The following is a 22767-nucleotide window of genomic DNA, read 5'->3' as shown; positions in this document are numbered from 1 at the left end:
ATGTGGAAGCAAGTAAAACCCGCGATCGTCATGATCATTGCACTCACCATACTGACTGGACTGGTCTATCCGCTCGGAATGACCGGCATCGCCCAGGCCCTGTTCCCGCATCAGGCGAACGGAAGCCTGATCGAGAAGGACGGGAAAGTCGTCGGCTCCGAACTGATCGGTCAGGCCTTCACCAGCGACCGGTATTTCCAAGGTCGGCCCTCCGCCGCCGGCGACGGCTACAACGCGGCCGGTTCCAGCGGCTCCAACCTCGGTCCGACCAACGCGAAGTTGATCGACCGCATCAAGGCCGACGCCGAGGCGCTGAAGGCGACGAACCCCGCTGAGCGGGTACCGATGGACCTGGTGACGACGTCGGGCAGCGGCCTCGATCCGCATATCTCGCCCGAGGCGGCCTATTTCCAGGTGCCCCGCGTCGCCAAGGCGCGCGGTCTCGACGAAACCGCGGTCAAGGCGCTGGTCGACGGCCATGTCGAAGACCGGGAACTTGGCTTCATGGGCGAGCCAACGGTCAATGTTCTGGCATTGAACCTTGCGCTTGACAGCACTGCTGCTCAATAACGGAATGGGCTGAGGCCGATACGGTCCCAGCTTCTGGCCGCGAGGGGAATGCCAATCCATGCCCGACGAAAGACGCGACGTCGATAAAAGGCCATCGCCCGACGCTCTCCTCGAGAATGCCGAACGCGAGGCCCGCGGACGCCTGAAGATCTTTCTGGGTGCTGCTCCGGGCGTGGGAAAGACCTACGAGATGCTGGTCTCAGGCCGGACGCGGAAGTCCGACGGCATCGACGTCGTCATCGGCATCGTCGAGACCCATGGCCGCCAGGAGACCCAGTCACTTGTAGGCGGCTTCGAGTTCATTCCCCGCCGCCAGGTCGAGTACGAGGGCCGCATCCTCGATGAAATGGACCTCGATGCCATCCTCGCGCGACGTCCGCAACTGGTCCTCGTCGATGAGCTGGCGCACACCAATGCAGACGGGAGCCGCCACTCGAAGCGCTACCTGGACGTGGAGGAAATCCTCGCCCAGGGCATCGATGTCTATTCGACGCTGAATGTCCAGCATATCGAAAGCCTCAACGACATCGTCGCGCAGATTACCCGGATCCGGGTGCGTGAGACGGTGCCCGACTCGATCATCGATCGTGCCGACGACGTCGAGATCGTCGATCTAACCCCCGATGATCTCATCAAGCGCTTGCATGAGGGAAAGGTCTATCTGCCGACGACGGCAAAGCGGGCGATAGCCAATTACTTTTCTCCCGGCAATCTGACGGCCCTGCGCGAACTGGCGCTGCGACGCACCGCCGAGCGCGTCGACGACCAGCTTCTGAGCCACATGCAGGCGCATGCGATTCCCGGTCCCTGGGCGGCGGGAGACCGCGTGCTTGTCTGCATCGACCATGACCCGCGCGGCGCCGCCCTAGTCCGCTACGCAAAGCGGCAGGCGGACCGGTTGCGGGCACCCTGGGCCGCAATTCACGTCGAAACCTCCCGATCCATCAACATGCCCGACGCCGATAAGGACCGGCTGGCTTCGCATCTGCGGCTTGCCGAGCAATTGGGTGGCGAAGCCATGACCATTCCGGGACAGAGCGTGGCGCGCGACATTCTCCGGCATGCTGCGGCCCACAATTTCACGCATGTGGTAACGGGAAAACCGAACAAGCCGCGCTGGCGGGAGCTGATCGAAGGATCGGTATCGCATGACCTGATCCGGCACGCCGGCGAGATCAGCATGCACGTGGTCTCCGGCGTGGAGCGCGCCCCGCCGGCCTCAAGGGGCGTGAAGACCGCGCCGCCGCCGCAACAGGTCAAGCTTCAGCCCTATCTGTTCAGCACGCTCTACATCTCGATCGCGCTTGCGTTCGGCGCGCTGCTCGACCAGGTTCTGGACGTCCGCAATCTGGCACTCGTGTTCCTGATTGCCGTTCTCACCTCGGCCGTGACGGCGGGCCTCGGCCCCGCGCTCTATGCCTGCGTCGTCAGCGCGCTGGCCTTTAACTTCTTCTTTCTGGAGCCGCGATACACGCTGACGATCCGCGACCCGGAGAGCGTGTTGGCGCTGGTCTTCTTCCTGGTCGTCGCGGTTACGGCGAGCAACCTGACGGCGCGTGTTCAACGGCAGGCGGCTGCGGCCCGGCAGCGTGCCAGGACGACCGAGGACCTTTATCTCTTCTCGAAAAAGCTCGCCAGCACCGGAACACTCGACGATGTGTTGTGGGCGACAGCGCATCAGATGGCGTCGATGCTCAAGGTTCGTGTGGTGATCCTTCTGCCCGAGGACGACTCGATTGCGGTCAAGGCAGGCTATCCGCCCGACGATACGCTCGTCGACGCAGACATCGCCGCGGCGCGTTGGGCGTGGGAAAATGATCGGCCGGCGGGTCGCGGCGCCGACACGCTGCCGGGAGCCAAGCGCCTTTACCTGCCGCTGAGGACCGGTCGCACGGCCATCGGCGTCGTTGGTCTCGACAATGACAGGCAGGGACCACTTCTGACTCCGGAACAGCAGCGGCTGTTCGATGCCCTGGCAGACCAGGCCGCACTTGCGATCGAGCGGGTGCAGTTGGTCGCCGACGTGGACCGGGCGCGTCTAGGCGCCGAAGCGGACAGGCTTCGTTCCGCTCTTCTCACGTCGATCTCCCACGACCTCAAGACGCCGCTGGCAGCCATCATGGGAGCGGCCGGTACGTTGCGCGACTACTTCGGCGCGATGCCGGAGGACGATCGTACGGACCTGCTTTCGACGGTCGTCGACGAGTCCGAGCGGCTCAACCGCTTCATCGCCAATCTGCTCGACATGACGAGGATCGAGTCCGGCGCGACCGAGCCGAACGCCTCCTTCCAGTATGTCGGAGATGTCGTCGGCACGGCGCTTCGCCGGGCCGGCAAGATGCTGGCGCGACACAAGACGGCGATCGACATCCCCGCCGACCTGCCGATGCTGAGGCTCGACCCCGTCCTCTTCGAGCAGGTGCTGTTCAACCTCCTGGACAATGCGGCCAAGTATGCCCCGCCAGGCTCGATCATCAGGATTCGCGCGTGGGTCGATGGAAGCGCCGTTACCCTTCAGGTCATGGACGAAGGTCCCGGTATTCCAAGCGGTGATTTCGAGCGTGTGTTCGACAGTTTCTATCGCGTCCGCAAGGGCGATCATGTGCGCGCCGGCACCGGTCTCGGGCTTTCGATCTGCAGGGGCTTCGTCGAGGCTATGGGCGGAGCGATTTCGGCGGGCAAGAGAACGGATCGCTCGGGAGCGGTCTTTACCATCACGATGCCGATCCCGACCGACACGCCAAAGGTGGAAGATCTGACATGACGGTCTTAAACGTGAAAATACTCGTCGTGGACGACGAGCCCGCGATCCGAAAGCTGCTTAGGGTTGGGTTGACGAGCGAGGGCTATGCGGCGATCGAAGCGGTCAATGCCAAGGATGCGATAAGTCTGGTCGCTAAAGAGCAGCCGGATCTGATCCTTCTCGACCTCGGCCTGCCGGACATGGCCGGCCACGATCTCCTGGCGAAATGGCGGAACGACGCAGTGGAATTGCCGATCGTCGTGCTTTCCAGCCGGACCGATGAAACCGGCATCGTCAAGGCGCTGGAAATTGGTGCCGACGACTATGTCACCAAGCCTTTCGGAATGAAGGAGCTTGCAGCGCGCATCCGCGTCGCCCTCCGGCACCGGCTGCAGCAGCAGGGCGAAAGGCCCATTTTCAAGACCGGCGACCTTTCCGTCGACCTGGTGAAGCGGATCGTCAAGGTGGCGGACAAGGAAGTCAAGCTGTCGCCCAAGGAATACGACATCCTGCGCATCCTCGTGCAGTATGCGGGCAAGGTCATCACGCACCAGCACCTCTTGAACCAGATCTGGGGCGGATCGACCGACGTTCAGTATCTGAGAGTTTATGTGCGCCAGCTTCGCCAGAAGATCGAGCGCATCCCGGACCAACCCCAATACATCACCACGGAAACCGGCGTCGGCTATCGTCTTCGCGAAGCGGAACAGAATTGAGTTGCCGCTTGTCACCATCGTTCGGGACGCGAGTGCATCATGAACATATCTGAAATTCTCACGCCGGAGCGCATCGTCATCGATCTCGCCGCCGCGTCGAAAGTACAGCTCCTGCATCGCTTTTCGGAAAGCGCGAGCGGGGCGCTCGGTATCGACGAGAGCGAGATATTCCGCGCGCTGAGCAACCGGGAAAATCTTGGTTCGACGGGAATCGGCGAAGGAATTGCGATCCCGCATGCACCCATGCGCGGGATCGCGGCTCCGTTCATCCTCTTCGTGCGCCTCAAGAAACCGATCGATTTCGAATCCATCGATGACGTCCCGGTCGACATCGTCTCCTTCCTGTTGACACCCACCGAAGGCAACGCCTCGCACTTGAATGTTCTGGCCGCGATCGCGAGAAAGCTGCGTTCGCCCGAGACGCTGAGATCTATACGGGCGGCATCGGAGCCGGAGGAAGTCTATCTCGCGCTCCTGGACGAGGGGCACGCTGCCGCTACAGAATGAAGCTGTGTCTATTTTCGGAGTTTGGAACGAAACAGGTCGTGGTTCTGCCGGCCAGCCGGCATCGGTTGCGGGCGACGAAACTATAGAGCGCATCCGCCCACCTTCGCGGGATGAGAAGGAATGGCCGGCAGAGCGACCAAGGAAAGCCCAGGCCGGCGACGACCCGAATTGTGGCTGCCGAGCGAAGATAAGCGCGTCCGCCCTCGAGAAACAGGTTCGTCTCGTAGTCACCGTCGTCGAGTCCGTAGTGTCAATAGAGCGCTCTACCTACCTCGGGCTGCGCAGCCGCGAATTGGTATCTCGCATCTTTCTCGTGCTTCAGCGCAAACTTGACCCAGCCGGAACAGAAGACGCACTCGGCGTCGAAACAAAGATGGGTCGCTCATCCGGAAGGGCGGGACCGCCGGGTTGTTCTTGTAGCTGTAGCGGTCCATAGCCCGCCATTCTGCGGTTATCGATCTTCCAGCCTGTATCATAGCTGGGGCTGCTTGCCACGCCTTGACCTTCGAGTGTCGACGTGGCTTTCACTTCGGCAACTGTTGCTCTATGACGACCGGACGGAAGCGCGGGGAGGAACATGAGAAAACTTGTCGCTGGCAAGCTTCACGGAATTTTACGTGACCGAGGCCAACCTCAACTATCATGGCTCGATCACCCTGGACCCGGATCACTGCGAGGCGGCGGGAATCCTGCCGATGGAGTTTGTCGAGATCTGGAACAAGAATTCCGGCGCGCGCCTTTCGACCTACGTCATTCTAGGCGAGCGCGGCTCGCGCTGCTGCATTTTGAACGGCGCGGCGGCGCGGACCTGCCAGCCCGGCGATCAGGTCATCATCTGCAACTCGGTCTATCTCGACGAGAGCCGCATTACGGATTTGAAGCCGAAAGTGCTGACCTTCGACGAGAAGAACTGCATTCGCGATCGCTTGATCTACTCGGTCGAGTTCGATCAGCAGGGCCAATACACGTTCAGCATTCTCGATGAAGAGGATCGGAGGCAGCCGATCCCGCTTCCTGTCGCCGGCGCATAGCCGCTGCGTGGCATGTGCAGGCCCGCCTCAGGAGACCTCCGCGGCAAGCCAGTTGCGGAATGCTTCCAGCGGCGGATAGTTGGCCCGCGACCGGGGCCACACCAGCCAATAGGTGCCGGAACCCGGAACCGACCGCTTCAGGAGCGGCACAAGGCGCTTCTCCTCTATCTCGATGTCAGCGAGATAGTCGGGAAGCAGGGCTATTCCGAGCCCTGAAATAGCGGCCTGCGTCATCGTCGCGAACTGATCGAGCAGCATTCCCGTTACGCTCGGCGCCTCGGCGCCTTGCGCGGCGAACCAGATTTCCCAGGCATTCGATCGTGTCTCCAGCTGCAAAAGCGGCAGGCCCGCCACTTCATGAACGGAGCGAACCGGGTGTTCGGCCAGGAGTGCCGGAGAAATGCAGGCGGTCAATCTTTCCTCAAACAATTTCATGTGCCCTGCATCGCGCCAATCGTCCGTGCCGAAATGAATGGCTGCGTCGAAACCCTCGGCGGAAAAATTGAATCGCTTGAGCCGTGTCGCGAGGTTGATCGTGACACCGGGATGCTTGGTGAGAAATTTGCCGAGCCGCGGCGCTAGCCACCGCGTGCCGAAGGCTGGCAGGATGGCGAGCGACAGGGCGCCGCCGCCCGGATTGGCTGAAAACTCCATGCTGCCGCGCTGAATGAGGTCGAGCGCCCGGGTGACGTCCCGTCCATAGGCCTGGGCGGCTTCGGTCGGGATGAGCCGCTGCCTGTGGCGCTCGAACAGCGGCCTTCCCAACTGCTCCTCCAGGCTCTGGATGAGGCGGCTGATGGTGCTTTGCGTCAGACTGACCTCGCGTGCCGCCGCCGAAATCGAGCCGGTTCGCAACACAGCCTCGAAGGCCGACAGGAGGCTGATGGAGGGAAGAAAGCGGCGCGGGCGCATCTAGTTTATGTATTCGATGAATGCTTCTTCGGCAAGATACGGTTCTTTCTTCAGCAGGACAATCGTTATCTACATGGAAAGCCAATTCGATGTCGTTCTTCATCGAAACGGTGAACACCAACGAGGACACGCACGGCATCCATGCGCTGATCCTCGGCCGAGCCCAGACCGGCATTCAGGCATTCTTCTGCTAGAGCGGAGCGCGGAAATTGTGCGCGGTTTTCCGCCCGCATCCGCCGTAGCTTCTCAGAAGCGATCATGAGCGCGGGCGACTTCCGAGGCGGGCAAGCAGCAGCGAAAGCCGGGGTCAATGTGTGACGTGCGAAGCGGCCGACATCAATTCATCGGGGTTCAGCGCTCGGCATACGTTCCGGCCGTCGTCTTCAACTTCCGTGTAGCTCCAGCGCACTACCCCCTCTCGATCGAGCAGGAAGTGGCCTACTAGCTGCATATGGCCGGCGATGCTTACCTGCTGATCGGCTTCGGTGATTTCATAGCCATCCTTCTTGTTGAGAAGGTCGCCGGCTGCTACCGGGTTCATCGGTTCGGGCAGTTCTCCCGGCCCCTCGACCCTCATTGCCATGACCGCGTCCATTCCGACCTTGGATGGCCAGTCGGTTTCATCCTCGGTGAACTCGACGATGGGTAGGCCGAAGGCGCGGTGCGAGGCGCGTGCCGGATCGGATGCAGCAAGAAGACCGGCTATCGGATGATATCGGAAGTAGAGACGCGCCCGTTCGACTGGGGTGTTTACCACCGCCAGGGTTTGCACGCCTTTCTCGCGCAACGCCGGATTGAGCTGCGCCATCGCCGCGACATGGCGGCGGCAGAACGGACAATGCAGGCCTCGAAACAGACCGACCAGCAACGGGCTGCGGCCGCGAAAATCATCAAGTGCGATTTTCCCCTCCCGCAATATCGCATCGAAGACGACGTTTGGAGCTTGATCGCCCGGTTGCAACGGGTGGTCGACATGATGCGTAGACATTGGACAACCTCCTCGCCCCAGGGATCGGCCGAGAAAAGACAGTACGGCAGGTGTTGCGAGGTCGCTGTAGGGGCCTGATCTCGTCTGCCGCAAAGCCAGGATCCGATCTCAGAATGGGCCCACATTGGTCGACGAGCAAGCGATAAACAACACCGCGTGGTCCGCGCCGCGATCTCGTTTCGAAGGTCAAATCGTGACAAGCAAGGTCACTAACGGGGTGGATGTGTCCTTAAATCGGCTACGATTTAAGGAAGCATGCAGCAGGCGGAACATTCCTGAACCGGCGTGGTTATCGAGACCACCTGAGCGAGGATACCGCCAAATGGTCGATCTGCCGGGAAATCGCGGAAGCTGTTGGGTGGCCGGCGCCGGCCCGACGGGCTATGCTGCGCTCGGTGGCTCGATCCATGCCGAAACGGTTGTCGTTGGAGGCGGGATCGTCGGGCTCACCGCAGCGCTTCGCCTTTGCGAGGCCGGACGATCCGTGATCCTTGTCGAGGCGCTTGAGATCGGCGGGCAGGTGACGGGCCGGTCGACAGCAAAGATCACGACGCAGCACGCTTTGATCTATCGCCATCTCATCGACACCCTCGATGTGGCGACGGCGCGCAGCTATGCCGAGGCGAATTCGGCAGGAGCCGCGCTGATCAAGGACTGGGTTCGGGACTATGCCATCGCTTGCGATCTGGAACCAAAGGATGCCTATACCTATGCAACAAGCGCGGAGGCACGCGAAGCGATTGCCGCCGAGGCAGAGGCGGCGCGCCAGGTCGGGCTTGAAGCACAGGTGCTCGATCGCGCACCGCTGCCTTTTGAGACCACAGGCGCGCTTCGCTTTGCCGACCAGGCGCAATTCAACCCGGCGAAGTATCTCGTCGGGCTGGCACATGCCCTGGTGGACCGCGGCGGTCGCCTATTCGAACACAGCCGAGCGGTATTGATAGGCGAGGCGAGCCAATGGCGCGTCGTTACCGCAGGCGGGACGGTTCATGCGGAACACGTGGTCGTCGCGACCAACATGACGGTCAAGAGCCCGGTGGGCATGGCGAACCGCACGCAGCCGCGATGCCATACCGCCATGGCCTTCCGCGTCGGTGAGTCGCTCGTCATCGACGGCATGTTCATCGGCATCGACGATCCGACCCATTCGATGCGGACCGGCTCGGATGGCAGGGGTCCACTGCTTGTCGTGCTGGGTTCGAAATTCAACACCGGCCAGGATGGGAACGTCGCGGCACGCTTCATCGAGTTGGAGGAATGGGCGCGTCAAAACCTGCCGGTCGGCGATGTCGCCTGGCGCTGGTGCAACGAGGACTACGACACTGCTGATCGGGTGCCCTTCGTCGGCGAACCCGATCCCGAGAAGGCTCCGGACTTCCATATCGCCACCGGATTCAACGCCTGGGGCATCAGCAACGGGACCGCGGCCGGCATGATGATCGCGGACACGATCCTGGGCCGCGACAGTCCCTGGCGGGGCCTGTATGATCCCACCCGGCCCTACCCCAAGGAGTTTCACAAGAATGGCGACAGCCAGTCGATCGTCGGCAGCACGGACGACATACGGCCCGGTGAAGGCGGGGTCATCCTGAGGGGCGACGAGAAGATCGCCGTCTGCCGGGATAGTGATGGGTCGCTCAACGCCGTTTCCGCGTCCTGCACACATAAGGGCTGCACGGTCACCTGGAACAATGCCGATCGTACCTGGGATTGCCCCTGCCACGGCTCGATCTTCGCGTCGGATGGATCGGTGATCCATGGTCCTGCCAGCAAGCCGCTTGCTCCGGCGGAACTGTAGCGCGGCCTGCCGGCGGTCTTATCGGCCCGGGCGGCGTCGCCGTATCCCTTCGCCGACAACGTCAGGCGCGGGCCGATCCTTTTGCACGACGATCGAGAATAATTCTAAGTCTGGCTTCGCTGTGGGCCGGGCCGGCGCGCTCGCCGGTCTTTCGTTCCTCCGGCCGCGGTCGCCAATCGGCATCCTCCCCCAGCGCGTCTTTCGCCTGCGGTCCATCCAGGCGATTAAGCAGCGCGATAATCATCTCCCGGTCGCTGACGCCGCTGTCGGAAGACAGATAGTCCCATAGGTCCCTTCGACAGTCCTCGATAAGCTTTCTCAATTTCTCCGGGTTCATCGGGTACCTCAAAAGGAAAGCTAGGCAGGGACGTCCCGGAGCGGTGCAGAAGGGCGATTGGCAACCGCTCCGGGACTGTCGCACGGCGGCGGCGGGGGATAGCCGTGGTTCCGCGGGTGCTCATCTTTGAGTATGTATTGCGAGCAAACACTCGGCAACGGGCCTAAGACCTTTGATCGTCCGACCCCGGACTAAGGTCCTAGTTTAAGGTGCCTATTGGTCGGCAGCGGGTGCTGATAGTTCCGGCTCGAACGTGCATACGAAAATGTGATGATAAGGTAGGGTTATCGCCACAATCGGAAAATCCAACTTAAACTAATGGAGCCGTTTGGCTATGGTGCCGACAGATGGAGCTGCTATCACGCGCGTCGGTGCAGCGGCTAGGTCTATCGTCCACCCTTCGGAACGAGTGACGTCTTGATGACTGACTTCTTCTGGATGGTTAAATTCAAGAAGCCCAATGGAGAGAATAATGGATTCCAAGGTCGATAGTGCGGGCAAGTGTCCGGTAGTGCACACCCACACGGCCCATGGGGGAAGATCTAACCGGGACTGGTGGCCGAACCAGTTAAACGTCAGGATCCTTCATCAGAACTCGTCCCTGTCCGATCCGATGGGCCAGGCTTTCAACTATGCCGAAGAATTCAAGAAGCTCGATCTGGAGGCCTTGAAGAAGGATCTCCATGCGCTGATGACCGATTCGCAGGATTGGTGGCCGGCCGATTTCGGCCATTACGGACCGCTCTTCATCCGCATGGCCTGGCATAGCGCCGGTACCTACCGCACCGGCGACGGCCGTGGCGGTGCAGGCGCCGGTCAACAGCGCTTCGCGCCGCTCAACAGCTGGCCCGACAACGTCAATCTCGACAAGGCGCGCCGGCTGCTCTGGCCGATCAAGCAGAAATACGGCAACAGGATCTCCTGGGCCGACCTGATGATCCTCACCGGCAATGTTGCCCTGGAGTCGATGGGCTTCAAGACCTTCGGGTTCGCCGGCGGCCGCGCCGATGTCTGGGAGCCCGAGGAAGACGTCTATTGGGGCGCCGAGGATACCTGGCTTGCCGACAAGCGCTACACGGGCGAGCGCGACCTCGAAAAGCCCCTCGCTGCCGTGCAGATGGGGCTGATCTATGTGAACCCTGAGGGGCCGAACGGCAACCCGGATCCGCTTGCCGCCGCCCGCGACATCCGCGAGACCTTCGCGCGCATGGCGATGAACGACGAAGAAACCGTCGCCCTCATTGCCGGCGGCCATACCTTCGGCAAGACCCACGGCGCGGGCGACGCCGCACATGTCGGCGTCGAGCCCGAAGGGGCTGGTATTGAAGAGATGGGTTTCGGCTGGACAAGCAGCTTCGGAACCGGCAAGGGCGGTGACACGATCGGCAGCGGCCTCGAAGTCACCTGGACGACGACGCCGACGAAGTGGAGCAACAACTTCTTCTGGAACCTGTTCGGCTACGAATGGGAACTGACGAAGAGCCCGGCCGGCGCCCATCAGTGGACGCCGAAACATGGCGCCGGCGCCGGTACTGTTCCGGATGCGCACGACGCGTCGAAGCGCCACGCGCCGGCCATGCTGACGACCGACCTTGCGCTGCGGTTCGACCCTGCCTACGAAAAGATCGCGCGGCGGTTCTTCGAAAATCCGGATCAATTCGCGGATGCATTTGCCCGCGCCTGGTTCAAGCTGACCCACCGCGACATGGGCCCGCGGGTGCGCTACCTCGGTCCGGAGGTCCCGGCAGAGGAACTGATCTGGCAGGATCCGGTCCCGGCCGTCGACCACCCGCTGATCGACGCCCAGGACATCGCCGATCTGAAGGAGAAGATTCTCGCGTCCGGACTGCCGGTCTCCCAGCTGGTCTCGACCGCCTGGGCGTCGGCGTCGACCTTCCGCGGCTCCGACAAGCGCGGCGGGGCGAACGGTGCCCGCATCCGCCTCGCACCGCAGAAGGATTGGGAGGTCAACCAGCCGGCCCAGCTCGCGACCGTGCTCGAAACGCTCGAAGGCATCCAGAAGGCGTTCAACGACGCCCAGTCTGGCGGCAAGAAGGTATCGCTTGCCGACCTGATCGTCCTTGGCGGCGCGGCGGCCATCGAGAAGGCCGCGATGAACGCTGGTCACGACATCGAGGTTCCCTTTGCGCCGGGCCGCACCGACGCCACGCAGGAACAGACCGATGCGGACTCCTTCGCGGTCCTGGAACCGATCTCCGAGGGCTTCCGCAACTATCAGAAGGGCGACTATTTGATTTCGCCCGAGGAGTTGCTGATCGACAGGGCGCAGCTTCTGACGCTGACCGCGCCAGAAATGACGGTTCTCGTCGGCGGCATGCGCGTGCTGAACGCCAATGTCGGACAGGTCCAGCACGGCGTCTTTACGACGCGCCCCGAGACGCTCACCAACGACTTCTTCGTCAACCTGCTCGATATGGGTACAGCCTGGAAGGTCTCTCCGGAATCGAAGTACGTCTTCGAGGGACGCGACCGCAATACGGACGAAATGAAGTGGACCGCGACCCGGGTCGACCTCGTCTTCGGTTCGAATTCCCAACTGAGAGCGCTTGCCGAGGTCTACGGCCAGAGCGATGCGCAAGAAAAGTTCGTGCGCGATTTCGTGGCGGCCTGGACGAAGGTAATGAACGCGGACCGCTTCGACCTCGTCTGATCGGAGCTGAAAATTCACTCGGGCACGGCTGCGTTCCAGCCGTGCCCGAGTAGCTGTTGGACCGTGCAGATCGTCGGCCCAAGCACTGTCACACACCGAGCTTTTGCCGCTCCGCGATCCGCCAGGTCCGCGGCGTCATGCCGACGTGGCGGACGAAGAAGCGCGAGAAATAGGCCGCGTCGGAAAAGCCGAGGCGGAAGCTGATCTCTTGGATGCTGGCACGGGTGAAGACGAGTTCGCGCCGCGCTGCCTCCAGCAGCCGTCCGGCAATCACCTCGTGGACGCTCTGCCCGGCCATCGCCCGGACCACCCGGTTGAGATGGGTCGGGGACAAACCGAGCGCGCGTGCATAGAAGGCGGCCGGCCGGTGCGTCAGATAATGCTGCCTGAGCAGCGCATCGAAACGTTCCATACGCCGCTCGTTCTCACTCTCCCCGGCTGACTCGTGGGCGTGCGGCGCTTCTGCGAGCCGCGCCGTTAGCCCCAGCACCGTCGTGAGATAGGCATCGAGTAGCCCAGTGCGGTGGCTGCCTCGCGCCTCCCATTCCTCGGCCAGGCGCTTCAACGTCTCAGCAACGTAGCGGCCGTCCTCGCTGCCGCCGAGCGGCGTCAGGCGAGCTGTCGCCAGCCAAGTGCCGAGCCGGCTGCGGCCGCCGGGCGCGACCGGCAGGTGCGAGGCGAGCACCGTGAAGACGAAACCGTCGATATCGGGGGAAAAGCGGAAGCCATGGCTGACGGCGGGCGGGACGGTGATTACCGCCGGCGGCGAAATCGGTTGCGGCGTCTCTCCGAACAGGGCATCGCCCGAACCCCTGGCGATGTACAGGATCTGAAAGAAGCTCTCGTGGCGATGCAGACCGATTTCCCAATGATGCAGGCGGCTGCGCGAAGGGATCGTCTCGCAATGCAGCCAGAAATCCGGTCGTTCTCCGGATTCCTCGCCGTAAAGCTCATAGGTCGGCACCGTTCGCTTCACTCCGCCTCCTCCAGTGCCAATGTTCGATAAGTCCAATTACTTGGCCGAAATGTCCATTGAGACAAGGGCCTCCAGCGCGCAAACTTCCTGACAAATGACAATTCTGATGCAGGCGGAGAATGCGGCTTGACCGCCAGTGCGATGCTCCAGGTTAGGAAGTGCATGCGAACCCAAGTCGTCATCATCGGTTCCGGGCCATCCGGTCTCCTGCTCGGACAATTGCTGACCCAGGCGGGGATCGACAATCTTGTCCTCGACCGCGCCAGCAAGGAGCACATCCTCGGCCGGGTGCGCGCCGGTGTTCTCGAGGAGGGCACCATGCGGCTGTTGGACGAGGCCCGGTCGGGGGTCCGCATGCATGCCGAAGGGTTGCCGCATGATGGATTCTCGCTCGCCTTCGACGGCCGCGACCATCGCATCGACCTCTTCGGGCTGACGGGCGGCAAGCGCGTGATGATCTATGGGCAGACGGAACTCACCCGCGACCTGATGGACCATCGCGAAGAGGCGGGTGCGCTGTCGGTCTACGACGCCGCCAATGTCGCACCTCATGACTTCGACGGCCGCGCGCCTTACGTCACCTTTGAAAAGGACGGCGTTACGCATCGCATCGACTGCGATTTCATCGTTGGCTGCGACGGCTTTCACGGGGTTAGCCGCAAGGCCGCGCCGGAGCGGGCGATCCGCGCCTTCGAGAAGGTCTATCCCTTCGGCTGGCTCGGCATCCTCGCCGACGTGCCGCCGGTCGATCACGAATTGGTTTACGCCAACCATCCGCGCGGCTTCGCGCTCTGTTCCATGCGCTCCCTGAGCCGCAGCCGCTACTATATCCAGTGCTCGCTCGACGAGAAGCTTGAGGAATGGGACGACCAGCGCTTCTGGGACGAACTGCGACGCCGCCTGCCGGCCCATCACGCCGAACGGGTGGTGACCGGGCCATCCTTCGAGAGGTCGATAGCACCGCTTCGATCCTTCGTCGCCGAACCGATGCGATTTCACCGGCTGTTTCTTGTGGGCGATGCCGCCCATATCGTGCCGCCGACCGGGGCCAAGGGACTGAACCTTGCAGCGAGCGACGTGCACTACCTGTTCGAGAGCCTGCTCGAGCATTATCAGGACCACTCCAATGCCGGCATCGACGCCTATTCGGCCCGGGCGCTCGCGCGTGTCTGGAAGGCGGTTCGCTTTTCCTGGTGGATGACGACGATAATGCACCGCTTTCCCGACACCAGCGATTTCGAACAGAAGATCCAGGAGGCCGAACTCGACTATCTCACCCATTCCCGGGCCGCCGCGACAGCGCTCGCCGAGAACTACGTGGGGCTGCCGTTTTGACCCGGCCAATGGCAATGCGTTCTGGGCATTGGTGCGTTAGCTTTCAAGGGAGGCCTTCGCCGTGTGGTTGAATAAGTGGCATGATTCATAACTGGCAAGTTATGTGGGGCGGGTTATCTTTCATTATTTACCATTGCTTCACATGGCAAACTGACGGTGATCAAGTTTTGCAAGATCTTTGGAGGACGCCGGCCGGGAGTGAGCCGGGTGTCGTGGGGAGGTAAAATGAAACGGACTATTCTTGCCGTGCTGGCGGCACTTACAATTGGCGGTGCGGCTCAGGCCGACACGATCAAGATCGGCGTCATTGGGCCGTTTTCCGGTCCGTTTGCGCTGCAGGGTAAGAACTTCAAGGCTGGCATTGACGCCTATATGGCGCTGAACGGCAGCAAAGTCGGCGACGATGATATTGAAGTCATCTACCGGGACGTGCCGCAGCCGGATCCCGCCCAATCCAAGGCGCTGGCGCAGGAGCTCGTCGTCAAGGAAGGCGTGCAGTATCTCGCCGGCTTCTACTTCACCCCGGACGCTATGGCAGTGACGCCGCTGCTCGAGCAGGCGAACGTGCCGCTCGTCATCATGAACGCCGCGACTTCAGCGATCGTCACCAAGAGCCCGCTGGTCGTGCGCACCTCCTTCACGCTCTGGCAGACCTCGACGCCGATCGCCAAGGTGGCGAAGGACGCCGGCGTCTCGAAGGTTATTTCGGTGGTCAGCGATTATGGACCTGGTGTCGATGCAGAGAACGCTTTCAAGAAAGGCTTCGAAGCCGTGGGTGGACAGGTCGTCGAGGCGATCCGCATGCCGCTCGCCACCAACGACTTCTCGCCGATCATGCAGCGAATCAAGGATTCGGGAGCCGAAGGGGTCTTCGCCTTTCTGCCGTCCGGCCCGACGACGCTGGGTTTCGTGAAGGCCTTCAACGAAAACGGCCTGAAGGAGGCCGGCATCAAGTTCTTCGCGCCGGGCGACCTGACGCAGGAGTCGGACCTGCCGGCACTCGGCGAAGCGGCGCTCGGGATCCAGACGACCTTCCACTACGCGGTCTCGCACGATTCGCCGGAGAACAAGACGTTCGTCGAGGCGGCCGGCAAGGCGATCGGCAATCCGGCCGAGCTTTCGTTTCCCTCGGTCGGTGCCTATGACGGCATGCATGTCGTCTACAAGATGATCGAGGCGACCGGCGGCGAGCAGGACGCGCAGAAGGCGGTCGATGCCGTCAAGGGGCTTTCCTGGACCAGCCCGCGCGGGCCCGTATCGATCGATGCGGAATCTCGCCATATCACCCAGAACATCTACCTGCGCGAAGTCGCCAAGGCCGAGGATGGCTCCTATTACAACAAGGAGATCGCGACCTTCGAGAAGCAGGGCGATCCCGGCCTTGCGGCGCTGAAGTAAGATCCACCGGCAATGGATGCGGGGCCTGAAGCTCCGCGCCACCGGAAATAGGATGAGCTCATGCAAACCGTCTTCAGCATAGCGGTCGACGCGCTCGCTTACGGCATGGTGCTGTTCGTGATCTCGATCGGTCTTTCCGTCACCATGGGTCTCATGCGGGTGGTCAACCTCGCCCATGGCGCCTTCGCCATGATCGGTGGATACATCGCCTCCTATGCAGCACGCGACCTGGGGCTCGGCTACGGATTTGCGGTGCTGCTTGCCGTATTCGGAACGATCGTCATCGCCGTTCCGATCGAGCGCCTGCTTTACCGGCGCATCTACGGAGCGCCGGAACTCACCCAGGTGTTGATGACGATCGGCATCACCTTCTGCATCATCGGCATTGCCAATTACGCCTTCGGCCCGACGCTGAAGACGGTTCCTCTGCCCGCGGGGCTTCAGGGATCGGTCGACCTCGGCTTCCGCTCGATCGCCACGCACCGGATTTTCGCGATCGCCTGCGGTCTCTCCGTCGCTGCTGCTCTCTGGTATCTGATCGAGAGAACTGGCTTCGGCGTGAAGCTGAGAGCGGCCGTCGACAACGCGGCCATGGCGGCCGCCCTCGGAGTTCGCACCGAAATCGTCTACGCGGTGAGCTTTGCCGTTGCCGTCGGTCTGGCGGCATTGGGAGGCGTGGTCGGCGCCGAACTGCTCCCGGTCGAGCCCTACTACGCCCTGCGTTACATGGTGACCTTCCTGGTCGTCGTGTCCGTCGGCGGGGCCGGATCGATACCGGGCGCGCTGATTGCCTGCCTGTTGCTCGGCGGCATCGACACGGCCGGGCGCTATCTGGTGCCGGAATTCGGCGAATTCTTCTTCTATCTCGCGGTCATCGCCATCGTCTGCGTCTTCCCACACGGCCTTGCCGGAAGGATTAGAGAATGACCATGGCAACGATGAACGATGCACTGGCAGGCGCGCCCGGCAAAGGGCGAAAGTTCGGCCGCGACCTCGCCGGTCTGGCCGTGATCCTCGGGCTGGCCGTGATCGGCTATCTGTTGTTTCCAAACAACCTGGCGCTCCTCACCCGCATGACGGCGATCGCGCTCCTGGTTCTGTCCCTCGATCTCGTGACGGGTTATTGCGGCGTCGCGACGCTCGGCCATGCGGCGCTCTTCGGCACTGGTGCCTATGCCGCCGGCATTGCCGCGGTGCACTTCGGCCTCACCGATCCGCTGCTGATGCTCGCCTGCGGCATTCTCGGCGGTGCGCTTGCCGGCCTTGTCTGCGGCATTGTCATTCTTCGTGCCCATGGTCTTCCGCAACTCGTCCTGTCGATCGCGCTCATACATCTGTTTCACGAGTCTGCGAACAAGGCCTCGGTCTGGACGGGCGGCAGCGACGGCCTAGCCGGTATCGCGCCTGATCCGCTGCTCGGCTACTTCGAATTCGACCTCTGGGGCCGCACTGCCTATGTCTTCGGCATCGTTCTTCTTTCGGCCGTCTTCACGCTCCTGCGGCTCGTCGTCCGTTCGCCCTTCGGCATGCTCTGCCGCGGCATCAAGGAAGACTCGGTCCGGGTTCGCGCCATGGGCGCCTCGCCGAAGCTGGCGCTGATGAAGATGTATGTGATTTCCGGCGCGGTTGCCGGCACGGGCGGTGCGCTCAATGCCATCTCGACGCAGGTGGTCGGACTCGACAGCCTCTCCTTCACGCTTTCGGCCGAGAGCCTTGTCATGCTGGTCCTTGGCGGCACGGGCTCTCTTTTCGGCGCGCTCACGGGCACGATCGTCTTCATGTTCTTCGAGGACATTGTCTCCGCCGCCAACCCGTTCCACTGGCTGACAATGGTCGGCGCCCTTTTGATCGCCGTCGTGCTCTTCGCGCCAAAGGGTCTCTACGGCACGGCTGCCGGTCTGGCGTCCAGATGGCGGGGGGCTGCCCGATGAGTCCTCTCTTCGAAGTCAGGAACCTCAAGCGCTCCTTTGGCGGCCTTGCCGTGACCAACGACGTCAGCCTCGTCATGGCTCCGGGCGATCGCGTCGCGCTGATCGGCCCGAACGGCGCCGGCAAGACGACCTTCGTCAATCTCGTCACCGGCAACCTGACGCCGGATTCCGGCGACGTGCTGATCGGCGGCGAAAGCGTCACACGATCCAATGCCATCGGACGCGTACGGCGGGGCCTAGTGCGTTCATTCCAGGTGACGCGCCTCTTCCAGGACATGACGCCGGCCGAACACGTGGCACTTGCGGTGCTGCAGCGTGATGGGAGGGCAGGGCGCATGTTCGGCCACTTCCTGTCGATGCCGGAAGTCATGGCGGAAGTGAGCGAGCTTCTCGGTAAGCTCGGCCTTCGCGAGTTGATGCACCGGCGCGTGAGTGAGATCGCCTATGGCCAGCAGCGACTTCTGGAGATCGCCGTGGCACTGGCGCTGAAGCCCAAGGTCCTGCTCCTCGACGAACCGGCTGCCGGCGTGCCGCAAAGCGATACTGGCCGCATCGAACAGGCGCTGGCAGACCTTCCGGTCGATCTCGCAGTGCTGATGATCGAACACGACATGGATCTCGTCTTCCGCTTTGCCAAGCGTGTCATCGTGCTCGCCGCCGGAACGATCATCTTCGACGGGTCGCCGTCGGAGGTCACCAAGGATCCGCGCGTGCGCGAGGCCTATCTCGGGAGCTATGCCAATGCCAGCCACGCCGCTTGAAGTTGAGAACCTCTCCGCAGGTTACGGGCCGACGCGGGTACTGGAAGGGATCTCGTTTTCGGTGCCCGCCGGCGCGCGGCTTGCGGTGCTCGGCCGCAACGGCATGGGCAAGACGACGCTGCTTGCCACTCTCGCCGGCCAGACGCGCCGCTATGAGGGGAGCATCCTGATCGGCGAGACGGATGTCACGGCGTTGCCGAGCGCGTCGCGGGCCTTGAAGGGCCTGGGCTTCGTGCCGCAGGCGCGCTGTGTCTTTCCGACCCTGACGGTCGAGGAAAACCTCTTCGTTGGCCTCAAAGGGCGCCCGAAAAGCGCGCTCAAGGAAGCCTACGAGATGTTTCCGCGACTTTACGAGCGGCGGAAGAACCTTGGCTCCCAACTTTCCGGCGGCGAGCAGCAGATGCTGTCGACCGCCCGGTCCATTCTCGGACGTCCCTCCGTTCTACTCCTCGACGAGCCGCTCGAAGGGCTGGCGCCGGTGATCTGCGAGGAATTGATGAAGGCCTTCGCCGAGCTCGCGAAGACCGGCGACATGACGATCCTGCTGGTCGAACAGCGCATCCAGAGTGCGCTCGATTTCGCCGACCACGTCATCATCCTGGAGCGGGGACGGCTTGCCTGGAGCGGAACACCCGCAGAGCTTACCAAGGATCACACGGCCGTCGATCGCCTGCTGGGGGTCGGTGGCCTGCACTAGTCTGGCGATCCACAGTCGGCAGGTGGCAGCAGAACCGCTTGGCTGCATTGCCTCCTGATGAGGCCGATTTTCCCAAGAAAATCCGGCGGAATGCCCTTGAAAATTTGAAAGTCTTTCGCCTTCGGCGTCGAAATGGGCGGCTAGCGATGATGCGTGCAACGTCGCACAATCAAGCTGCTGCATGGGGGTCCCCGTCCGGCGAGGCCGCATGGCCTGGATCGCAGACGCTTGTTGCGATCGAAATGGGAACAGCCGGGAGTTGGAGGAGCAGCTTTCCGGTCTCAGTCGTTCGGCCGCGTCGAGATGACCGCTGCCAGAGCGGGATCAGGAAAAATGTGAGCGGTTTTCCGTCTGGACCCCGCTCCAATCTAGGAGGATCGATCACGGCCTTGGTTCATCCAGGGTCATCGTGATCTCAGGGAGGAATAATGTTTGAACGGCTTTTCAAACTGAAAGAGCATGACACGACGATCCGCACGGAGCTGGTCGCCGGCCTCACGACATTCCTGACGATGTCGTACATCATCTTCGTCAATCCGGACATCCTGTCGACCACCGGCATGGATCGCGACGCTATCTTCGTCGCGACCTGTCTCGCCGCGGCGCTCGGTTCAGCCGTCATGGCGCTCGTCGCCAATTGGCCGATCGGCATGGCGCCCGGCATGGGCCTCAATGCCTTCTTTGCCTTCACGGTCGTGGCCGCTCTCGGCTTCACCTGGCAACAGGCACTCGGCGCCGTGTTCATTTCCGGCCTCATCTTTCTGCTGCTGACTGTTACCGGGGTCAGAAGCTGGCTGATTGCCGGCATCCCGCATTCGCTGCGCAGCGCCATCGCGACCGGTATCGGCCTGTTCCTCGGCATCATCGCGCTGAAGAACGCCGGGATCGTCGTCGACAATCCGGCGACGCTCGTCGGCCTCGGCGACCTGAAGCAGACCGGTCCGCTGCTCGCCATCCTCGGCTTTTTCGTCATCGCCGTGCTCGACTCGCTGAAGGTCCGGGGTTCGATCCTGATCGGCATATTGGTGGTCACGGTCCTGTCGATGTTCATGGGCGTCTCCGAGTTCAAGGGCGTGGTCGCGGCGCCGCCGAGCATCGCCCCGACTTTCCTGCAGCTCGACATCATGGGCGCGCTGCACGGCGGTCTCGTTCATGTCATCCTCGTCTTCGTGCTCGTCGAGGTCTTCGATGCCACCGGCACCCTGATCGGCGTCGCCAAGCGGGCGAAACTTGTCGAAGAAGGCAAGCCGAACCGTCTCGGCCGGGCGCTGCTCGCCGATAGTTCGGCCATCATCGCCGGCTCGCTGATCGGCACCAGCAGCACCACGGCCTATGTCGAGAGCGCCTCCGGCGTGCAGGCGGGCGGCCGCACCGGTCTCACCGCGCTCACGATTTCGGTGCTGTTCCTTGCCGCACTCTTCATCTCGCCGCTTGCCGCCGCCGTTCCGTCCTATGCGACGGCGCCTGCGCTGCTCTACGTAGCGGGGCTGATGATGCGCGAGCTTACGGAAATCGAGTGGGATGACCTGACCGAGGCGGCACCGGCGGCCCTGACGGCGATCGCCATGCCTTTCACCTACTCGATCGCCAACGGCCTCGCCTTCGGCTTCGTGAGCTACGTGGTCCTCAAGGTCTGCACTGGCAAGTGGAGTGTCATCCATCCCGCCACGCAGATCGTCGCCGCCTTGTTTATCGTGCGCTTCGCTTTCTTCGGCGGCTGAGAAATTTATGTGAGGGGCGCCAGCGCCCCTCACATAGACAAAAGAAATCGGCCGGGTCCGGCCGATTTTCATTGAACGACTGACAGTCTCGATTAGTCCGGCAGCATTTCGCGCAAGCGCAGCAGTGCGATCCGCTCCACCTGCCGGCAAGCCGTCTCCAACTCGGTCTCGCGGTCGTTGCCGATGCGGCTTTCGAAGGCGGCGAGGATGTCGTCCTTGCTGCGGCCCCTGACCGCAATGATGAAGGGGAAGCCGAACTTCTCGACATAGGCAGCGTTGAGCTCCGTGAAGCGCTCACGCTCCCGATCCGTCAGGGCGTCGAGACCGGCCGAGGCCTGCTCGGTGGTCGAGCTCTCGGTCAGGCGTTTGGCCTGCGCGAGCTTGCCGGCAAGATCGGGGTGAGCGTTGAGGACAGCGAGCCGTTCCGCGTCGCCCGCCTCGCGAAAGACGGTGGTCAAGGCCGCGTGCAGGCCGGTCGCCGTGTCATTGGCCGGCGACAGTTCGCCCGCGAAAGCGCGCTTTGCGATCCAGTCCGAATGTTCGAAGATTCCGCCGAAGCGGGCGACGAAGACCTCTTCGGATAGCCGCGATGGTCGACCGTCGTTCGATTGGTACGGATAGGTCTCGGCCCAATTGCGGGCGATGTCGATGCGGCGGGCCAGCCAAACCCTGTCGTGGCTCTTCACATAGTCGATGAAGCGCGCAAGCGCCGCCGCCCGACCGGGCCGGCCGGCGAGGCGGCAGTGAAGGCCGATGCTCATCATCTTCGGCGATCCCGCTTTCCCTTCTGCATAGAGAACATCGAAGCTGTCCTTCAGATAGCTGAAGAACTGGTCGCCGCTGTTGAAGCCCTGCGCCGTCGCAAACCGCATGTCGTTGGCGTCGAGTGTATAGGGGATGACAAGCTGATGCCGGTCCTTGTGCTCGTGCCAGTAGGGCAGGTCGTCGGCATAGGAGTCGGAAACGTAGTCGAAGCCGCCAGCCTCGGTGACGAGATCGAGCGTGTTTTCCGAACAACGACCGGTATACCAGCCGCGTGGCGGCTCGCCGGTGACGATCGTGTGTAGCCGGATCGCCTCGGCGATCTCGGCGCGCTCCCGTTCGACGCTGAAATCGTTGTGCTCGATCCACTTGAGGCCATGGGAGGCGATTTCCCACCCCGCATCTTGCATGGCGGCGACCTGCGCCGGTGATCGCTGCAGCGCTGTCGCGACGCCGTAGACGGTGACCGGCACTTGCCTGTCGGTAAACAGCCGGTGCAGTCGCCAGAAGCCGGCGCGCGCGCCATATTCATAGATCGACTCCATGTTCCAGTGGCGCTTGCCGGGCCAGGCCTGAGAGCCGACGATTTCCGACAGGAACGCCTCCGACGCCGCGTCGCCGTGCAACACGCAGTTCTCGCCGCCCTCTTCATAATTGACGACGAACTGAACGGCGATCCGCGCCTCATCCGGCCAAGTGGCTTGCGGGTTCGGGCCGTAGCCCTGGAGATCTCGGGGATATCTCATGCAACTATTCCTCCTGATAGCGTCTCTGGATGACCAGTCGTAGCCAGAAATCCATAGGCTTATTCCCCCCGAAAAATTTGAAAGTCTCGAAGCTCGAGCCCGCTACACAAAGGTGCTGCGCCTTCGGATACTTCATTCATCGAGAGTGAGTGGGAGGAGCGACACGC

18 protein-coding genes and 2 pseudogenes are annotated in these 22767 nt (G+C 62.5%); 14 read left to right on the top strand and 6 right to left on the bottom strand.

The genetic code is table 11. The features are described 5' to 3' along the window. The 4 genes from kdpC to CO676_RS11315 are packed head-to-tail and all read left to right on the top strand — an operon-like array spanning nucleotide 1 to nucleotide 4536. Complete coding sequence (gene kdpC, locus CO676_RS11330) at nucleotides 1-570, top strand: potassium-transporting ATPase subunit KdpC (RefSeq protein WP_097521053.1); 570 nt, start codon at nucleotides 1-3, stop codon at nucleotides 568-570. 58 nt (nucleotides 571-628) lie between these two features. Beyond that, a complete protein-coding gene (locus CO676_RS11325) occupies nucleotides 629-3334 on the top strand; it encodes a sensor histidine kinase KdpD (protein WP_097521051.1) in 2706 nt (901 codons plus the stop codon). Continuing rightward, nucleotides 3331-4029, top strand: a complete 699-nt coding sequence (locus CO676_RS11320; RefSeq protein WP_097521049.1) for a response regulator transcription factor — start codon at nucleotides 3331-3333, stop codon at nucleotides 4027-4029. The genes CO676_RS11325 and CO676_RS11320 overlap by 4 nt, the downstream gene beginning before the upstream one ends. A 39-nt stretch (nucleotides 4030-4068) precedes the next feature. After that, the gene (locus tag CO676_RS11315) at nucleotides 4069-4536 is read left to right on the top strand and encodes a PTS sugar transporter subunit IIA (protein ID WP_097521048.1); all 468 of its coding nucleotides are present in this window, start codon (nucleotides 4069-4071) and stop codon (nucleotides 4534-4536) included. On the opposite strand, the pseudogene CO676_RS11310 reads toward CO676_RS11315, so the two are convergent. Next, nucleotides 4526-4970 (bottom strand): annotated as a pseudogene (locus CO676_RS11310) (DCC1-like thiol-disulfide oxidoreductase family protein). The gene CO676_RS11315 and the pseudogene CO676_RS11310 sit on opposite strands and share 11 nt — an antisense overlap. Before the next feature lie 143 nt (nucleotides 4971-5113). On the opposite strand from CO676_RS11310, the pseudogene panD reads away from it, so the two are divergent. After that, a pseudogene (gene panD, locus CO676_RS11305) lies at nucleotides 5114-5567 on the top strand (aspartate 1-decarboxylase). Between the two features lie 27 nt (nucleotides 5568-5594). On the opposite strand, the gene CO676_RS11300 reads toward panD, so the two are convergent. Continuing rightward, a complete protein-coding gene (locus CO676_RS11300; protein ID WP_097521046.1) occupies nucleotides 5595-6479 on the bottom strand; it encodes a LysR family transcriptional regulator in 885 nt (294 codons plus the stop codon). 307 nt (nucleotides 6480-6786) lie between these two features. Next, nucleotides 6787-7467, bottom strand: a complete 681-nt coding sequence (locus tag CO676_RS11295; protein ID WP_097521044.1) for a redoxin family protein — start codon at nucleotides 7465-7467, stop codon at nucleotides 6787-6789. A gap of 322 nt (nucleotides 7468-7789) precedes the next feature. Here CO676_RS11295 and CO676_RS11290 point away from each other — a divergent pair, with 322 nt between their 5' ends. After that, nucleotides 7790-9265: an FAD-dependent oxidoreductase gene (locus tag CO676_RS11290; protein ID WP_097521042.1), complete on the top strand. Its 1476-nt coding sequence runs from the start codon at nucleotides 7790-7792 to the stop codon at nucleotides 9263-9265. A gap of 61 nt (nucleotides 9266-9326) precedes the next feature. Here CO676_RS11290 and CO676_RS11285 read toward each other — a convergent pair whose 3' ends face one another. After that, nucleotides 9327-9602, bottom strand: a complete 276-nt coding sequence (locus CO676_RS11285; protein ID WP_014761743.1) for a hypothetical protein — start codon at nucleotides 9600-9602, stop codon at nucleotides 9327-9329. 472 nt (nucleotides 9603-10074) lie between these two features. Here CO676_RS11285 and katG point away from each other — a divergent pair, with 472 nt between their 5' ends. Then, complete coding sequence (katG, locus tag CO676_RS11280; RefSeq protein WP_179875453.1) at nucleotides 10075-12273, top strand: catalase/peroxidase HPI; 2199 nt, start codon at nucleotides 10075-10077, stop codon at nucleotides 12271-12273. Between the two features lie 88 nt (nucleotides 12274-12361). On the opposite strand, the gene CO676_RS11275 is transcribed toward katG, so the two are convergent. Continuing rightward, complete coding sequence (locus CO676_RS11275; RefSeq protein WP_097521038.1) at nucleotides 12362-13249, bottom strand: helix-turn-helix domain-containing protein; 888 nt, start codon at nucleotides 13247-13249, stop codon at nucleotides 12362-12364. A 162-nt stretch (nucleotides 13250-13411) separates the two neighbouring features. On the opposite strand from CO676_RS11275, the gene pobA reads away from it, so the two are divergent. The 7 genes from pobA to CO676_RS11240 all read left to right on the top strand — a co-directional run bounded on the left by pobA (nucleotide 13412) and on the right by CO676_RS11240 (nucleotide 21092). Continuing rightward, nucleotides 13412-14584, top strand: a complete 1173-nt coding sequence (gene pobA, locus CO676_RS11270; RefSeq protein ID WP_097521036.1) for a 4-hydroxybenzoate 3-monooxygenase — start codon at nucleotides 13412-13414, stop codon at nucleotides 14582-14584. 225 nt (nucleotides 14585-14809) lie between these two features. Continuing rightward, on the top strand, nucleotides 14810-15982 hold the full coding sequence (locus tag CO676_RS11265) for an ABC transporter substrate-binding protein (protein ID WP_097521034.1): 1173 nt from the start codon (nucleotides 14810-14812) through the stop codon (nucleotides 15980-15982). Between the two features lie 60 nt (nucleotides 15983-16042). Then, entirely contained in the window at nucleotides 16043-16909 is an 867-nt protein-coding gene (locus CO676_RS11260; RefSeq protein WP_097521033.1) for a branched-chain amino acid ABC transporter permease, read from the top strand. Beyond that, entirely contained in the window at nucleotides 16906-17913 is a 1008-nt protein-coding gene (locus CO676_RS11255; protein ID WP_097521031.1) for a branched-chain amino acid ABC transporter permease, read from the top strand. The genes CO676_RS11260 and CO676_RS11255 overlap by 4 nt, the downstream gene beginning before the upstream one ends. Further along, nucleotides 17910-18674 (top strand): ABC transporter ATP-binding protein, encoded by a 765-nt coding sequence (locus CO676_RS11250; RefSeq protein WP_097521029.1) that lies wholly within the window; start codon nucleotides 17910-17912, stop codon nucleotides 18672-18674. The genes CO676_RS11255 and CO676_RS11250 overlap by 4 nt, the downstream gene beginning before the upstream one ends. Next, complete coding sequence (locus tag CO676_RS11245; RefSeq protein ID WP_097521027.1) at nucleotides 18655-19371, top strand: ABC transporter ATP-binding protein; 717 nt, start codon at nucleotides 18655-18657, stop codon at nucleotides 19369-19371. Before CO676_RS11250 ends, CO676_RS11245 begins: the two co-directional genes overlap by 20 nt. Nucleotides 19372-19799: 428 nt before the next feature. Continuing rightward, a complete protein-coding gene (locus CO676_RS11240; RefSeq protein ID WP_097521025.1) occupies nucleotides 19800-21092 on the top strand; it encodes an NCS2 family permease in 1293 nt (430 codons plus the stop codon). 92 nt (nucleotides 21093-21184) lie between these two features. Here CO676_RS11240 and puuE read toward each other — a convergent pair whose 3' ends face one another. Further along, nucleotides 21185-22600: an allantoinase PuuE gene (gene puuE / locus CO676_RS11235; protein ID WP_097521023.1), complete on the bottom strand. Its 1416-nt coding sequence runs from the start codon at nucleotides 22598-22600 to the stop codon at nucleotides 21185-21187. Nucleotides 22601-22767 lie beyond the last annotated feature (167 nt).

This window comes from Sinorhizobium sp. BJ1, from assembly GCF_002531555.1.
GTDB lineage: Bacteria > Pseudomonadota > Alphaproteobacteria > Rhizobiales > Rhizobiaceae > Sinorhizobium > Sinorhizobium fredii_B.
Note: the sequence above shows the minus strand (reverse complement) of the source record. Positions and strands in the feature narration are given on the sequence as shown.

Bases quoted from the DNA above. Each gene is read 5' to 3' on its own strand.
- CO676_RS11290 (WP_097521042.1), top strand. From the start codon at position 7,790: ATGGTCGATCTGCCGGGAAATCGCGGAAGCTGTTGGGTGGCCGGCGCC.
- CO676_RS11260 (WP_097521033.1), top strand. From the start codon at position 16,043: ATGCAAACCGTCTTCAGCATAGCGGTCGACGCGCTCGCTTACGGCATG.
- CO676_RS11265 (WP_097521034.1), top strand. From the start codon at position 14,810: ATGAAACGGACTATTCTTGCCGTGCTGGCGGCACTTACAATTGGCGGT.
- CO676_RS11255 (WP_097521031.1), top strand. From the start codon at position 16,906: ATGACCATGGCAACGATGAACGATGCACTGGCAGGCGCGCCCGGCAAA.
- CO676_RS11300 (WP_097521046.1), bottom strand. From the start codon at position 6,479: ATGCGCCCGCGCCGCTTTCTTCCCTCCATCAGCCTCCTGTCGGCCTTC.
- CO676_RS11250 (WP_097521029.1), top strand. From the start codon at position 17,910: ATGAGTCCTCTCTTCGAAGTCAGGAACCTCAAGCGCTCCTTTGGCGGC.
- CO676_RS11325 (WP_097521051.1), top strand. From the start codon at position 629: ATGCCCGACGAAAGACGCGACGTCGATAAAAGGCCATCGCCCGACGCT.
- kdpC (WP_097521053.1), top strand. From the start codon at position 1: ATGTGGAAGCAAGTAAAACCCGCGATCGTCATGATCATTGCACTCACC.
- katG (WP_179875453.1), top strand. From the start codon at position 10,075: ATGGATTCCAAGGTCGATAGTGCGGGCAAGTGTCCGGTAGTGCACACC.
- pobA (WP_097521036.1), top strand. From the start codon at position 13,412: ATGCGAACCCAAGTCGTCATCATCGGTTCCGGGCCATCCGGTCTCCTG.
- CO676_RS11240 (WP_097521025.1), top strand. From the start codon at position 19,800: ATGTTTGAACGGCTTTTCAAACTGAAAGAGCATGACACGACGATCCGC.
- CO676_RS11295 (WP_097521044.1), bottom strand. From the start codon at position 7,467: ATGTCTACGCATCATGTCGACCACCCGTTGCAACCGGGCGATCAAGCT.
- puuE (WP_097521023.1), bottom strand. From the start codon at position 22,600: ATGAGATATCCCCGAGATCTCCAGGGCTACGGCCCGAACCCGCAAGCC.
- CO676_RS11245 (WP_097521027.1), top strand. From the start codon at position 18,655: ATGCCAGCCACGCCGCTTGAAGTTGAGAACCTCTCCGCAGGTTACGGG.
- CO676_RS11285 (WP_014761743.1), bottom strand. From the start codon at position 9,602: ATGAACCCGGAGAAATTGAGAAAGCTTATCGAGGACTGTCGAAGGGAC.
- CO676_RS11320 (WP_097521049.1), top strand. From the start codon at position 3,331: ATGACGGTCTTAAACGTGAAAATACTCGTCGTGGACGACGAGCCCGCG.
- CO676_RS11315 (WP_097521048.1), top strand. From the start codon at position 4,069: ATGAACATATCTGAAATTCTCACGCCGGAGCGCATCGTCATCGATCTC.